This is a genomic window from Streptomyces hokutonensis, assembly GCF_042751305.1.
In the GTDB taxonomy this organism is placed as follows: domain Bacteria; phylum Actinomycetota; class Actinomycetes; order Streptomycetales; family Streptomycetaceae; genus Streptomyces; species Streptomyces hokutonensis_A.
Map to the genome: position 1 here is coordinate 26,103 of NZ_JBHYWD010000004.1, position 14,438 is coordinate 40,540.

Sequence of the window (14,438 nt, forward strand, 5' to 3'; positions counted from 1 at the left end):
GCCTTCGGGCTTTCCGATGCCCGTCGAGAAGTGCCTACCGGGCCAGCGAGGGCCCCGCGCCCGCCGTCGGCTGCGTGCTCTTCTCCACGGGGATCGCCCTGCCGTCCGGACCCACGACCTTCCGGTCGCCGAGCGGGGCCTTCAACTCCACCTTCTGGTGGTAGATCTTGGCGATCATGATGCAGACCTTGTTCGGCCAGGGCGTCGCGGTCACCGTGACCGTCACCTTGTCCGAACTCTCCACGGCCGTCGTCCTGTAGTCCGCGCAGACCCCGCCCGTGAAGGCCACGGTGAGGCTCTTCCCGTCGGCCGAGTAGCCGTCCGCCTTCACATCGTGCGGAGCCGCGGTCGCCGTCGAGGTCGGAGTCGGAGTGGGCGTGCCGGCCGAGGCCAGGTACTTCGGATCGATCGCCGGGTACGTCACCGTGAAGCTGTCCTGCGTACCCGACTGCCGCACCTCGAACAGCCAGGACGGCACCAGCGCCTGCTTCCCGTCCACGGAGTGCGCGGCGAGCCCGAACACCGCGTGCTCGACGACGGCAGCAGCCTGCGCGGGTGTGGCGGAGCCGGCGGTCGACGATCCGCAGGGCGCCTCCAGCCGGTCCTTCAGCGGTACGGGACTGGCGCAGCCGCCGATACCCATGCGGTGGTCGGTCCCCGGCGCCGCGTTCAGCAGGGCCAGCGTCTTCTGCGCGCTCAGCACCGGATAGACGTCACCCTTCATCGGCGCCGCCAACTGCCCGCTCCCGCCGACCACTTCACCCTGGGCGCTGACGGTCAGCCCGGTCGTCCAGCCGTGCGTGGGCAGCCCGCCGACCACCGGTTCGGCGTTCACCACCCGCTGCGCGCCCATGAGTTGACTCGCGTCCACCTTCGCGTCGTCCTGGCCGACCGCCTTGAGGATCGGGGCGGCGGCCTGCTTCGCGACCGCGACACTCACCGGGTCGGTGGCCGAAGTACCGGGATCCTGCGCGCACTTGAGGGTGTCGGTGCAGCTGTCGGTGCCGGGCGCGTAGCGGTTGAACGTCCACAGTCCCGGCGCCGTCTTGTTCACCTGGAGACTCGGCCCGCTGCCGTCCTGCCCGCCGACCTTCCAGTACTGCCCTTCGGCCACCGGGGTCCCCGCGACACCGAGCGCCTTCGCGAGCCGGGCGACCGCGTCCTTGCCGACTTGGCCCTCCGCCGAGTACACGGCCGCGGAGCCGGGGCCGGCGGGCAGGGTGCCCTGGGCCTTGTAGGTCTCGCCGTACGGATTCGGCTCCCCGGACGCGATCCCGTTCGTACCGCCCGTCGCGTACCCGTCGAGCGCGAGCGGCGGGGGAGTGCCGTCGGCACCGGAGGCGGCGGATCCGGTCCCGTCGCCCGAACCCCCGGAGGCCGAGGAGGACGACGCGAGGTACGCCCCGCCGCCTCCGACGAGCAGTACGGCGGCGGCCACGGAGGCGATGACGAGAGGGGAACGGGACCGGGATCGCGCCGGGTGCCCGTCGTCGGTGTGGTCGGAGAATTCGGAGGGGTCCGAGGCTTCCGGCTGGTCGGGCCGGACCTCGGATGTCACCGGGGTGGGATGTTCCGAAGAGGCGGCCTCTGTGTCGGTTTCCTCGGACCCGGTTTCCTCAGGCTCCGTCTCCTCGGCCCCCGTCCCCTCCGATCGGCCGGTCTCCTCGGAAACGGCACCTTCCGCCGTGTCCTCGCCCTCGGGCCCTTCCACGGCACCCTTCACGGCGTCCCCCACGCCCGGCACATCATCGGAGGCGCCGGTCGCGTCCTCGTTGTCGGGTCGCTCGGTGTTCACCGCATCGCTCCTTCGGCTGCGCAACTGTCCCATGACCCTGACCAGCCCCTGTCAAAGAGGCAGGCGAAAAGGTCGTATCCCGCATCCCCTTTACGGGGGACAGCGATGGGACGCAGCGGGGGAGCGCACGGTTCCCCCGAGCGCGCCGATGGAGCCGACGAGCTTCGGCCTCAGTCGCCGTATTCGCCCATCGCGTCCAGCAGCCGGGCCGACTTCGACGGCACCGACACGCCGTGGATGAGGGACGGCGACACCGGAAGGGAAACGATCCGGTCGGGAACCGCCCAGTGGGGAGCCATCCGGGCGCAGTCGCCGCGCAGCGCCGCGAGGTCCGTCTCACCTTCGCCTTCGAGGTGGGCCGGAACGGGACCGTCGACTTTGAGGTTCGTCATAGCGGCACCGTAGACACGCTTTACCTCGCGAAGAAAGATCTACTATCGGGTAGTTTTGGCCGCTTCAGAGCCGCCGGGCCGACCGGGTAGCGTGAACTGTCAACGCAGCCTCCCTCAGGAGAGTCCTCGCCGTGCGCATCGCAGTCACCGGCTCCATCGCCACCGACCACCTCATGACCTTCCCCGGCCGCTTCGCCGACCAGCTGGTCGCGGACCAGCTGCACACGGTGTCGCTCTCCTTCCTGGTCGACAACCTCGACGTACGCCGGGGCGGCGTCGGCGCCAACATCGCCTTCGGCATGGGCCAGCTCGGCACCGCGCCGATCCTGGTCGGCGCCGCGGGCTCCGACTTCGCCGAGTACCGCGACTGGCTCGACCGCCACGGCGTCGACACCGGCTCGGTCCGTATCTCGGAGACGCTGCACACCGCCCGCTTCGTGTGCACCACCGACTCCGACCACAACCAGATCGGCTCCTTCTACACCGGCGCCATGAGCGAGGCCCGGCAGATCGAGCTGAAGACCGTCGCCGACCGCGTGGGCGGTCTCGACCTGGTCCTGATCGGCGCCGACGACCCCGAGGCGATGCTCCGCCACACGGAGGAGTGCCGTACCCGGTCCATCCCCTTCGCCGCGGACTTCTCCCAGCAGATCGCGCGCATGGACGGCGACGACATCCGCGTCCTGCTGGAGGGCTCGGCCTACCTCTTCTCGAACGAGTACGAGAAGGGCCTCATCGAGTCCAAGACCGGCTGGAGCGACGAGGAGATCCTGGCGAAGGTCGGCCACCGCGTCACCACGCTCGGCTCGCGCGGCGTCCGCATCGAGCGCGTCGGCGAGGACCCGATCGAGGTCGGCTGCGCGGAGGAGGAGCGCAAGGCCGACCCCACGGGTGTCGGCGACGCGTTCCGCGCGGGGTTCCTGTCTGGGCTGGCGTGGGGTGTCTCGCTGGAGCGGGCCGCGCAGGTCGGGTGCATGCTCGCGACCCTCGTCATCGAGACGGTGGGGACGCAGGAGTACCAGCTGCGGCGGGCGCACTTCCTGGAGCGGTTCACCAAGGCGTATGGGGACGATGCGGCCGTGGAGGTCCGTAAGCACCTGGGCTGAGCTGGTTTGTTGTCTGTGGGTGCGTGGGGGCTGGTCGCGCACACGCGGCGGTAGCCGCAAATCGACACGGCCCCGCGCCCCTTCAGGGGTGCCTCAGGTCAACCGGCGGACCACGTACGCGTAGCCTTCCTCCTCGCCCACGTACTCCTGGCCCCGCATCTCGCACCATGCCGGGATGTCCAACCGTGCTGCCTCGTCGTCGGACAGGACGCGCACAGAGCCGCCCACAGGCACGTCCCCGATGACCTTGGCCAGCTCGATGACCGGGATCGGGCAGCGCTTCCCGAGGGCGTCCACGACGAGCGAGTGCTCCGCTACGACGGCGGCGGGCGTCGGTGTTGAGACCCCCAGCTTCTCCCGCACCCCCGCCACCGCCCCCGGCAGCACCGCGAGGAAGCGCTCGACGTCCTCCTCCGTCGTCCCCGGCGGCAACGACACCCGCACGTTTCCCTCACTCAGCACCCCCATCGCCTTGAGCACATGGCTGGGCGTCAGTGTGCTGCTCGTACAGGACGATCCGGACGAGACGGAGAAACCGGCGCGGTCGAGTTCGTGCAGGAGGGTCTCTCCGTCGACATAGAGACAGGAGAAGGTGACGATCCCGGGCAGCCGCCGCACCGGATCGCCGACCACGTCCACGTCGGGCACCAGCTGCGGCACCCGCGCCCGGATCCGCTCCGTCAGCTCCCGCAGCCGTAGCGCCTCCTCGGCCGCCTCCGCGCGGACGGCGCGCAGGGAAGCCGCCGCGGCCACGATCGCCGGGATGTTCTCGAAGCCGGGGGAGCGGCCCGACTCCCGTTCGTCGACGGGGCCTTGGGCCGCGAAGCGCACGCCCTTGCGCACCGCCAGCAGCCCGACCCCGGCCGGCCCGCCCCACTTGTGCGCGCTGGCCGCGAGCAGCGACCACGCGCCCTCGACCGGCCCCCACCCCAGCGACTGCGCAGCGTCGACCAGCAACGGCACCCCGGCCGCCCGGCACACCTCGGCCACCTCGGCGACCGGCTGCGCGGTGCCCACCTCGTGGTTGGCCGACTGGAGACAGGCAAGCGCCGTGTCCGGCCGCAGCGCCTCGCCGTAGGCCCGCGCGCTCACCGCCCCCGTCCGGTCCACGGGGACCTCGGTCACCGAACCGTCCGCCGCCACCAGGTCCTCGGCCGAATGGAGCACGGAAGAGTGTTCAACCGCTGACACGATCAGGTGACGTCCGACGCGCCGCCGCCCCGCCAGAGCCCCGGCAATTCCCGTGTGCACGGCCCGAGTACCCGAGGTGGTGAACACCAGCTCGTCGGCCCGACACCCGACGGCCTCGGCAGCGGCCTCCCGCGCGGCATCGAGCAGAAGCCGTGCCTTACGTCCTTCTCCATAGAGCCGAGCGGGATCGGCCCACCCGTCGTCGAGAGCGGCCAACAAGGCCTGCCGTGCGACGGGATGAAGGGGAGAGGAGGAGGCAGCATCGAAGTAGGACACACGGCAACGTTAAAACGAGGGCGAGCAAAGCAGGGGCGCGGGGAACTGCGCGACAAGCCACAACGCGCCCCGCACCCGCCCAAACCACTTGAATCCCCGAGCTATTAGGCGCAAGGAGTAACCCGCCGCGCGTATGCCACCCTCCCGCTGAACCCCCGGAGGGCGTCGGCTAGGGTTTGGTCCGCATAAACATCCAAACCCCTGCCCGACGCAGGGCGGCGACCGACCCGCGTGAAGGCAGGCCGCAGCCAATCCGCGCGGGCGAGACTCTCGGGAAGGCGCTACGTGAGTCCCAACGGCTCCGACCGCTCGCCGCGGCGCCCGATGCGGCGGAAGCTGCTGCAGGCAATGACTGCGGGCCTGGTCCTGGCGACCGCGACCGGTTGCACATCCAAGGACTTCCCTCGCCTTGGTTTCCCCACCCCGACCACGGAGGAGGGTCCGCGGATCCTCTCCCTGTGGCAGGGATCCTGGGCTGCCGCGCTCGCCGTCGGCGTCCTGGTGTGGGCCCTGATCATGTGGAGCGTCGTGTTCCACAGGCGCAGCCGCACCAAGGTCGAGATCCCCCCGCAGACCCGGTACAACATGCCCATCGAGGCGCTGTACACGGTTGTTCCGCTCATCATCGTCTCGGTGCTGTTCTACTTCACGGCCCGCGATGAGACGAAGCTCCTGAGCCTCGACAAGAAGCCCGACGTGACGGTCAACGTCGTCGGCTTCCAGTGGAGCTGGGGCTTCAACTACATCGAGAACGTCGACGGTGTCAGTGGTGACGCGACGACCGACAAGAACCTGGCCGCGATCCCGGACCGGTTCAAGAAGGAGTTCCCGGCGAACGCCGGCGGTGTCTACGACGTCGGTACGCCCGCCACGAAGAACCCGCAGACCGGCAACCCGGGTCCGACCCTCTGGCTCCCCAAGGGCGAGACGGTTCGCTTCGTCCTCACCTCGCGTGACGTCATCCACGACTTCTGGGTGGTGCCGTTCCTCATGAAGATGGACGTCGTCCCGGGTCACACCAACGCCTTCCAGGTGACCCCCACCAAGGAGGGCACCTACCTCGGCAAGTGCGCCGAGCTCTGCGGCGTCGACCACTCCCGGATGCTGTTCAACGTGAAGGTCGTCTCGCCGGAGCGTTACCAGCAGCACCTCAAGGACCTCGCCAAGAAGGGGCAGACCGGTTACATCCCCGCTGGCATCGCGCAGACGAGCCACGAGAAGAACCGGGAGACGAACAACCTGTGAGCATCCTCAACGAACCTCAGGGTGCCGCGGCAGCAGAGTCCCACTACGCGGATGAGCTGCCGGTAAGGCGCAAGCAACCCGGCAACGTCGTGATCAAGTGGCTCACCACCACCGACCACAAGACGATCGGCACGCTGTATCTGGTCACGTCCTTCGCGTTCTTCCTGATCGGCGGCGTCATGGCGCTGCTGATGCGCGCCGAGCTGGCGCGACCGGGTCTGCAGATCCTGTCGAGCGAGCAGTTCAACCAGGCGTTCACGATGCACGGCACGATCATGCTGCTGATGTTCGCGACGCCGCTGTTCGCCGGTTTCACGAACTGGATCATGCCGCTGCAGATCGGCGCGCCCGACGTGGCGTTCCCGCGGCTGAACATGTTCGCCTACTGGCTCTACCTCTTCGGCTCGACCATCGCGGTCGGTGGCTTCCTCACCCCGCAGGGCGCGGCCGACTTCGGCTGGTTCGCCTACTCCCCGCTGTCGGACGCGGTCCGTTCCCCGGGCATCGGCGCCGACATGTGGATCATGGGTCTGGCCTTCTCCGGCTTCGGCACGATCCTCGGTGCGGTCAACTTCATCACCACGATCATCTGCATGCGCGCACCGGGCATGACGATGTTCCGCATGCCGATCTTCGTGTGGAACGTGCTGCTGACCGCCGTCCTCGTTCTGCTGGCCTTCCCGGTTCTCGCCGCCGCGCTGTTCGCGCTGGAGGCGGATCGGAAATTCGGGGCACATGTCTTCGACGCCGCGAACGGCGGTGCGCTGCTGTGGCAGCACCTCTTCTGGTTCTTCGGCCATCCAGAGGTGTACATCATCGCGCTGCCGTTCTTCGGCATCATCTCCGAGGTCATCCCGGTCTTCTCCCGCAAGCCGATGTTCGGCTACATGGGCCTGGTCGCCGCGACGATCTCCATCGCCGGCCTGTCCGTGACGGTGTGGGCCCACCACATGTACGTCACCGGCGGTGTCCTGCTCCCGTTCTTCTCCTTCATGACGTTCCTCATCGCCGTGCCAACGGGCGTGAAGTTCTTCAACTGGATCGGAACGATGTGGAAGGGGTCGTTGAGTTTCGAGACCCCGATGCTCTGGGCGACGGGCTTCCTGATCACCTTCACCTTCGGTGGTCTGACCGGTGTCATCCTGGCCTCGCCGCCGATGGACTTCCACGTCTCGGACTCGTACTTCGTGGTGGCGCACTTCCACTACGTGGTGTTCGGCACGGTCGTGTTCGCGATGTTCTCCGGCTTCCACTTCTGGTGGCCGAAGATGACCGGCAAGATGCTCGACGAGCGCCTCGGCAAGATCACCTTCTGGACGCTGTTCATCGGCTTCCACGGCACCTTCCTGGTCCAGCACTGGCTGGGTGCCGAGGGCATGCCCCGTCGTTACGCGGACTACCTCGCGGCCGACGGCTTCACCGCCCTGAACACGATCTCGACGATCAGCTCCTTCCTGCTCGGTCTGTCGATCCTGCCGTTCCTCTACAACGTGTGGAAGACGGCCAAGTACGGCAAGAAGGTCGAGGTCGACGACCCGTGGGGCTACGGCCGCTCGCTCGAATGGGCGACGTCCTGCCCGCCGCCGCGGCACAACTTCCTCACCCTGCCCCGTATCCGCAGCGAATCCCCGGCGTTCGACCTGCACCACCCGGAGATCGCCGCTCTCGACCAGCTCGAGAACGCGCACCACGCTGACAAGGCCCTCGCCGGCGGCAAGGAGGCGGGCAAGTGAAGGTCCAGGGCTGGATGTTCATGTGGCTGAGCGTCTTCGTGCTCGCCATGGCGGTTGTCTACGGCCTCTGGTCCAAGGAGGCGGCCGGTACCACGGCCCTCTTCATGGCCTTCGGCCTCTGCGTCATGATCGGTTTCTACCTGGGCTTCACCGCCCGGCGGGTCGACACCCTGGCGCAGGACAACAAGGAGGCCGACGTCGCGGACGAGGCCGGCGAGGTGGGCTTCTTCAGCCCGCACAGCTGGCAGCCCCTCGCCCTCGGCATCGGTGGCGCGCTGGCCTTCCTCGGCGTGGCCATCGGCTGGTGGCTGCTGTACTTCTCGGCGCCGCTCATCATGCTCGGCCTGTTCGGCTGGGTCTTCGAGTACTACCGCGGTGAGAACCGCACTCAGTAGCACACGCCGAACGCACACGAGCCCGGACACTCCGTCAGGAGGGTCCGGGCTCGTGCTTTTGCCGCACTACTGGTCCCTCGTCCGAGTGACCCACCGCGCCGCCGCTGACGAACCTTCATAGCCTCGGCTCATGAACCACTCTCCGCGTATCCGCACCGTCGTCAGCTGCACCCTGCTGGTGATCTCCCTCGGCGCGGGCGTCACCGCCTGCGGGTCCGGCGGCGGCAACCCGCTGTCGGGCAAGCCGTACGACGCGGCGGGGCAGATCTCCTTCAACGGCCCGTCCGGCAAGGGCAAGAAGGCCGACCCCGACAAGCCCCTGGAGGTCACCGCTTCCGGTGACGACGGGCGGATCACGGACGTCACGGCCACGGACGCCACGGGTCGCTACGTCACGGGCGAACTCAACGCCGACGGCACCCGCTGGCGCAGCACCTCCCCGCTGGCCGCCAACGCCCACTACACGGTTCGGGTGAGCACGGAGGACGAGGACGGCGCCCCCGGTCGCAGGGTCCTCACCTTCGACACCACCAGGCCGACCTCCAAGAAGAGCCTGACCGTGAAGTTCGGTCCGGACGCCGGCAGCTACGGCGTCGGCCAGCCGGTCACCGCCCAACTGAACAAGCCCGTCAAGGACAAGGCACAGCGGGCCATCGTGGAACGCGCCCTCAGGGTGGACTCCACGCCCGCCGTGGAGGGCGCCTGGCACTGGGTGGACGACAAGGAACTCCACTACCGTCCCAAGGAGTACTGGCCCGCCCACGCCACCATCCAGGTCCACAGCGACCTCGACGGCGCCAAGATCAGCGACCGCCTGTGGGGCGGCAGGTCCAAGGGGCTCAAGCTCACCACCGGCGACAAGATCATCGCCGTGACGGACGCCGCGTCCCACGAGATGACGGTCTACAAGAACGGCGAGGAGATCAACGAGATCCCCGTCACCACCGGCAAGCCAGGCTTCGAGACCCGAAACGGCGTCAAGGTCGTACTGGGCAAGGAGTACTTCGTACGGATGCGCGGTACCACGGTCGGCATCTCCGAGGGCTCCTCGGACTCGTACGACCTCCCCGTGTACTACGCCACCCGCGTCACCTGGAGCGGCGAGTACGTCCACGCCGCCCCCTGGTCCGTCGGCTCCCAGGGCTCCGCGAACGTCAGCCACGGCTGCACCGGCATGAGCACCAGCAACGCTGAGTGGTTCTTCGACACCATCCACGAGGGCGACGTCGTCAAGGTCGTCAACTCCAACGGCGACGACATGGAACCCTTCGGCAACGGCTTCGGCGACTGGAACCTGGGCTGGAAGAAGTGGCGGGGCGGCAGCGCGCTGGTCGGCGGAACGCCGGACGGTCCGAGGCCCGAAGACGCGGCGCGCTTGCGGCCGGAGTCCGTGTGAAGCGCCCCGTCAGGAGCGCGGGGGACTGCGCGAGCAACCGATGACGGCCCGCAGCCGCGGGACTGCGGGCCGACCCACCCCACTAGGCGCTCAAGGCCCGCTTCTCCCGCAACAGCGAGGCCAGCGAGGCAGCGAACTCAACAGGGTCAACAGGCAACGTCACAGCCGCGTCCGCCCGGCTCCACGTGGCAAGCCACGCATCCTGGGGCCGCCCGATGAGGACAAGCACAGGCGGGCAGTTGAAGATCTCGTCCTTCACCTGACGGCACAGCCCCATGCCACCCATCGGCGCGGACTCACCGTCGAAGACGCAGACATCGATCCCGCCCCGGTCCAGCTCCTTCACGACCGCCGCCTGCGTCGCGCACTCCAGGAACTCCACCAGCGGAGCGTCCGGAGCCGGCCGGCGCCCGGCGGCCAGCCGGACTTGCTCGCGGGTGTTGGAGTCGTCGCTGTAGACGAGCACCGTGGCAGTCGGCTGCATTGTTCCTCCGCGTCGTCGATCGGGAACTCCAGGTACCGATGCGGCGGATGCTACTCCCTTGAACACCCCGTCAACACCTGTTGGAACACCCCTGCGATGGGCCATACGGGCAGTACACACGCTGCGAACACTCCGAACGGCACCCCCCGGAGTGAGGGCGGGATAAGCGACCGACATAATGTCGGTCGTGGCGACAGCAACGACAGTAGAAACCGGGCACGCGCACCCGTCGGTCAACCGGCCGAACCTCACCAGCGTCGGAACCATCATCTGGCTGAGTTCCGAGCTGATGTTCTTCGCGGCCCTCTTCGCGATGTACTTCACCCTGCGATCGGTGACCGGTCCGGATCACTGGAAGGAGATGGCGAGCCATCTCAACCTTCCGTTCTCCGCGACCAACACCACGATCCTGGTGCTCTCCTCCCTCACCTGCCAGCTCGGCGTCTTCGCCGCCGAGCGCGGGGACGTGAAGAAGCTCAGGGGCTGGTTCATCATCACGTTCGTGATGGGTGCGATCTTCATCGGCGGTCAGATCTTCGAGTACACGGAGCTGGTGAAGAAGGACGGCCTGTCGCTGTCCTCCGACCCGTACGGCTCGGTGTTCTATCTGACCACCGGCTTCCACGGCATGCACGTGACGGGCGGCCTCATCGCCTTCCTGTTCGTCCTCGGCCGCACCTACGCGGCGAAGAGGTTCACCCACGAACAGGCGACCGCGGCCATCGTCGTGTCCTACTACTGGCACTTCGTCGATGTCGTCTGGATCGGCCTCTTCGCCACGATCTACTTGATCAAGTAGTCGGGCCCGATCCCGCGCGCAGCCAAGAAGCGCACATTCCAGAAGCATCGACGCAGAAGATCCTGACACCGGGGTAATCCGTGAAAAAGCTCTCCACACGACGACGCCATCCGCTGGCGGCGGTCGTCGTACTACTCCTCGCGCTGGCGGTAGCCGGGGGGGCGTTCAGCCTGCTCGCGCCCGCGGGCAAGGCGCAGGCCGACGAGTCAGCTCAGTCCCTCTCCATCGACGAGGGCAAGAAGCTCTTCGCCGTCGGTTGCGCCAGCTGCCACGGCACCGGCGGTCAGGGCTCCTCCGACGGGCCGAGCCTCGTGGGCGTCGGCGCCGCGGCGGTCGACTTCCAGGTGGGCACCGGCCGTATGCCGGCCCAGCAGCCGGGCGCCCAGATCCCGGCCAAGAAGGTCATCTACTCCCAGGCCGAGATCGACCAGCTCGCGGCGTACATCGCCTCGCTGGGCGCCGGACCGGCCATCCCGACGAAGAACGAGTACGGGCCGGAGGGGTCGGACATCGCCAAGGGCGGCGAGCTGTTCCGCACCAACTGCGCCCAGTGCCACAACTTCACCGGCAAGGGCGGCGCGCTGACGCACGGCAAGTTCGCGCCGAGCCTCGAGGGCGTTGCCCCGAAGCACATCTACGAGGCCATGCAGACCGGCCCGCAGAACATGCCTTCCTTCCCCGACACCACGCTGTCGTCGAAGAACAAGAAGGACATCATCGCGTACCTCAACGCGGTCAACGGCGACAACACCGAGAGCCCCGGCGGTCTTGAGCTGGGCGGTCTCGGTCCGGTCAGTGAGGGTCTCTTCGCCTGGATCTTCGGTCTGGGCGCGCTGATCGCGGTAGCCGTCTGGGTCGCCGCTCGGACCGCAAAGGCCAAGAAGTCATGAGTAGCCAAGACATTCCAGAAGAGAACCTGCCCGCTGAGCAGGACGCACACGGCGCGGTGTCGGTCGCGGATGAGCAGAACCCGTTCGCCGACCCGGGACTGCCGCCGCACGAGCACCGGGTGCAGGACATCGACGAGCGGGCCGCCAAGCGGTCCGAGCGCGTCGTCGCCTTCCTGTTCACGCTGTCGATGCTCCTCACGGTCGGCTTCATCGCCTCGTACGTGGCGATCCCGGCCGACAAGTCGATCTTCGTCTTCCCGATCGGTCACATCAGCGCGCTCAACTTCGCGCTGGGCCTGACCCTCGGCGGAGCGCTCTTCACCATCGGCGCGGGCGCGGTCCACTGGGCCCGCACCCTGATGTCCGACGTGGAGATCGCCGACGAGCGGCACGCGATCGAGGCGCCCCCCGAGGTCAAGGCCAAGGTTCTGGCCGACTTCAAGCAGGGCGCCAAGGAGTCCGCGCTCGGCCGTCGCAAGCTGATTCGCAACACGATGTTCGGCGCGCTGGCCCTGTTCCCGCTCTCCGGCGTCATGCTGCTGCGCGACCTGGGCCCGCTGCCGGGGACGAAGCTCCGCCACACGCTGTGGTCCAAGGGCAAGCTGCTCGTCAACATGAACACGAACCTGCCGCTGCGTCCCTCGGACGTGGCCGTCGGCTCGCTCACCTTCGCCAAGCCCGAGGGCCTGGAGGAGACCGACGAGGAGTTCCAGACCGAGATCGCCAAGTCGGCGCTGATGATCGTCCGGCTGCAGCCGGAGAACATCAAGGACAAGCGCGAGCTGGAGTGGGCGCACGAGGGCATCGTCGCCTTCTCGAAGATCTGCACCCACGTGGGCTGCCCGATCTCCCTGTACGAGCAGCAGACGCACCACGTGCTGTGCCCGTGCCACCAGTCCACCTTCGACCTCTCCGACGGTGCCCGAGTGATCTTCGGCCCGGCCGGTCACGCCCTGCCGCAGCTGCGCATCGGCGTGAGCGACGAGGGTTACCTCGAAGCGCTCGGCGACTTCGAGGAGCCCGTCGGTCCTGCATTCTGGGAGCGCGGATGAGCACTACGACGAACACCGACTCGCGTTCGCGCGAGAAAGCACCGGCCGGCGAGAAGATCGCCGACTGGGCGGACGGACGCCTCGGGATCTACTCCCTGGCCAAGTCCAACATGCGCAAGATCTTCCCCGACCACTGGTCGTTCATGCTGGGCGAGGTCTGCCTCTACAGCTTCATCATCATCATCCTCACGGGTGTGTATCTGACGCTGTTCTTCCACCCGTCGATGAACGAGGTGACGTACCACGGCAGCTATGTCCCGCTCCAGGGACAGCTGATGTCGGAGGCGTTCAACTCGACCATGCACATCTCCTTCGATGTGCGCGGCGGTCTGCTGATCCGTCAGATCCACCACTGGGCGGCGCTGATCTTCCTCGCCGCCATGTTCGTGCACATGATGCGCGTGTTCTTCACGGGTGCTTTCCGCAAGCCGCGTGAGGTCAACTGGCTGTTCGGCTTCCTGCTGTTCGTCCTGGGCATGTTCACCGGCTTCACCGGTTACTCGCTCCCGGACGACCTGCTCTCCGGCACCGGTGTCCGCTTCATGGAGGGCGCGGTCCTGTCCGTGCCGATCGTCGGCACGTACATCTCGTTCTTCCTCTTCGGCGGCGAGTTCCCGGGCGGCGACTTCGTCGCGCGGTTCTACTCGATCCACATCCTGCTGCTGCCGGGCATCATGCTCGGGCTGGTGGTCGGCCACCTGATCCTGGTCTTCTACCACAAGCACACGCAGTTCGCGGGTCCCGGAAAGACGAACAACAACGTCGTCGGCATGCCGCTGCTGCCGGTCTACATGGCCAAGGCCGGAGGCTTCTTCTTCCTGGTCTTCGGTGTCATCGCGGCCGTCGCGGCGATCGCCTCGATCAACCCGATCTGGGCCATGGGTCCGTACCGTCCGGACATGGTGTCCACGGGCGCCCAGCCCGACTGGTACATGGGCTTCTCCGAGGGCCTGATCCGTGTCATGCCGGGCTGGGAGATCAACTTCTGGGGTCACACGCTCGTCCTGGGCGTGTTCATCCCGCTGGTGATCTTCCCGCTGGTCCTGGTCGCGATCGCGGTCTACCCGTTCATCGAGTCCTGGGTCACCGGCGACAAGAGCGAGCACCACATCCTGGACCGCCCGCGCAACGTCCCGACCCGTACGGCCTTCGGTGCCGCGTGGATCTCGTGGTACTTCGTCCTGCTCGTCGGTGGCGGCAACGACATCTGGGCCACGCACTTCCACCTGTCGATCAACTCGATCACCTGGTTCGTGCGCGTCGGCTTCTTCGTCGTGCCGGTCCTGGTCTTCCTCGCCACCAAGCGGGTCTGCCTCGGCCTCCAGCGCCGCGACAAGGACAAGGTGCTGCACGGCCGCGAGTCCGGCATCATCAAGCGCCTGCCGCACGGTGAGTTCGTCGAGATCCACGAGCCGCTCAGCCAGGACGCGCTGCACACGCTCACCGCGCACCAGCAGTACGAGCCGGCCGCGATCGGCGCGACCGTCGACGAGAACGGTGTCGAGCGCAAGGTCAAGGGCTCCGAGAAGCTGCGCGCCAAGCTGAGCGAGGCGTACTACGGCGAGGAGTCCCAGATCGCCAAGCCCACCGTCGAGGAGTACAAGGAGATCACGAGCGGCCACGGCCACCACTGATCGCTGAGGCGTCGCCACGCCGCGGTAGAAGGGCCCCGTCCGAACACCGG

The 14,438-nt window shown here is 67.7% G+C and carries 13 protein-coding genes; 9 read left to right on the forward strand and 4 right to left on the reverse strand.

All coding sequences use genetic code 11. The features are described from left to right. Positions 1-34 precede the first annotated feature (34 nt). Positions 35-1,795 carry a hypothetical protein gene (locus tag ACFXC1_RS12485; protein WP_381241967.1) on the reverse strand — a complete coding sequence of 587 codons (1,761 nt, stop codon included), beginning with the start codon at positions 1,793-1,795 and terminating at the stop codon, positions 35-37. Positions 1,796-1,965: 170 nt separating this feature from the next. Next, positions 1,966-2,187: a hypothetical protein gene (locus tag ACFXC1_RS12490; protein WP_381241969.1), complete on the reverse strand. Its 222-nt coding sequence runs from the start codon at positions 2,185-2,187 to the stop codon at positions 1,966-1,968. A 131-nt stretch (positions 2,188-2,318) separates the two neighbouring features. On the opposite strand from ACFXC1_RS12490, the gene ACFXC1_RS12495 reads away from it, so the two are divergent. After that, positions 2,319-3,293, forward strand: coding sequence for a carbohydrate kinase family protein (locus ACFXC1_RS12495; RefSeq protein ID WP_381241970.1), 975 nt, complete (start codon positions 2,319-2,321; stop codon positions 3,291-3,293). Between the two features lie 93 nt (positions 3,294-3,386). Here the strand turns inward: ACFXC1_RS12495 and ACFXC1_RS12500 are convergent, their stop codons facing one another. Then, positions 3,387-4,760 (reverse strand): cysteine desulfurase/sulfurtransferase TusA family protein, encoded by a 1,374-nt coding sequence (locus tag ACFXC1_RS12500; protein WP_381241972.1) that lies wholly within the window; start codon positions 4,758-4,760, stop codon positions 3,387-3,389. A gap of 285 nt (positions 4,761-5,045) precedes the next feature. Here ACFXC1_RS12500 and ctaC point away from each other — a divergent pair, with 285 nt between their 5' ends. The 4 genes from ctaC (at position 5,046) to ACFXC1_RS12520 (ending at position 9,529) form a co-directional block, all read left to right on the forward strand. Then, positions 5,046-6,005 (forward strand): aa3-type cytochrome oxidase subunit II, encoded by a 960-nt coding sequence (ctaC, locus tag ACFXC1_RS12505; protein WP_328831917.1) that lies wholly within the window; start codon positions 5,046-5,048, stop codon positions 6,003-6,005. Next, a complete protein-coding gene (gene ctaD / locus ACFXC1_RS12510) occupies positions 6,002-7,738 on the forward strand; it encodes an aa3-type cytochrome oxidase subunit I (protein ID WP_359604843.1) in 1,737 nt (578 codons plus the stop codon). The genes ctaC and ctaD overlap by 4 nt, the downstream gene beginning before the upstream one ends. Beyond that, positions 7,735-8,133, forward strand: a complete 399-nt coding sequence (locus ACFXC1_RS12515; protein WP_093625810.1) for a cytochrome c oxidase subunit 4 — start codon at positions 7,735-7,737, stop codon at positions 8,131-8,133. The genes ctaD and ACFXC1_RS12515 overlap by 4 nt, the downstream gene beginning before the upstream one ends. A 130-nt stretch (positions 8,134-8,263) precedes the next feature. After that, positions 8,264-9,529 (forward strand): L,D-transpeptidase, encoded by a 1,266-nt coding sequence (locus tag ACFXC1_RS12520; protein ID WP_381241974.1) that lies wholly within the window; start codon positions 8,264-8,266, stop codon positions 9,527-9,529. Positions 9,530-9,611: 82 nt separating this feature from the next. Here ACFXC1_RS12520 and ACFXC1_RS12525 read toward each other — a convergent pair whose 3' ends face one another. Further along, positions 9,612-10,013: a response regulator transcription factor gene (locus ACFXC1_RS12525; protein WP_381241976.1), complete on the reverse strand. Its 402-nt coding sequence runs from the start codon at positions 10,011-10,013 to the stop codon at positions 9,612-9,614. 178 nt (positions 10,014-10,191) lie between these two features. Between ACFXC1_RS12525 and ctaE the strand changes: the two genes are divergently transcribed. The 4 genes from ctaE (at position 10,192) to qcrB (ending at position 14,388) form a co-directional block, all read left to right on the forward strand. After that, entirely contained in the window at positions 10,192-10,812 is a 621-nt protein-coding gene (ctaE, locus tag ACFXC1_RS12530; protein ID WP_019067823.1) for an aa3-type cytochrome oxidase subunit III, read from the forward strand. An 80-nt stretch (positions 10,813-10,892) separates the two neighbouring features. Further along, complete coding sequence (qcrC, locus tag ACFXC1_RS12535; protein ID WP_381241978.1) at positions 10,893-11,702, forward strand: cytochrome bc1 complex diheme cytochrome c subunit; 810 nt, start codon at positions 10,893-10,895, stop codon at positions 11,700-11,702. Next, a complete protein-coding gene (gene qcrA, locus ACFXC1_RS12540; protein ID WP_381241980.1) occupies positions 11,699-12,754 on the forward strand; it encodes a cytochrome bc1 complex Rieske iron-sulfur subunit in 1,056 nt (351 codons plus the stop codon). Before qcrC ends, qcrA begins: the two co-directional genes overlap by 4 nt. Continuing rightward, positions 12,751-14,388, forward strand: coding sequence for a cytochrome bc1 complex cytochrome b subunit (qcrB, locus tag ACFXC1_RS12545; protein ID WP_381241981.1), 1,638 nt, complete (start codon positions 12,751-12,753; stop codon positions 14,386-14,388). Before qcrA ends, qcrB begins: the two co-directional genes overlap by 4 nt. Positions 14,389-14,438: the final 50 nt, after the last annotated feature.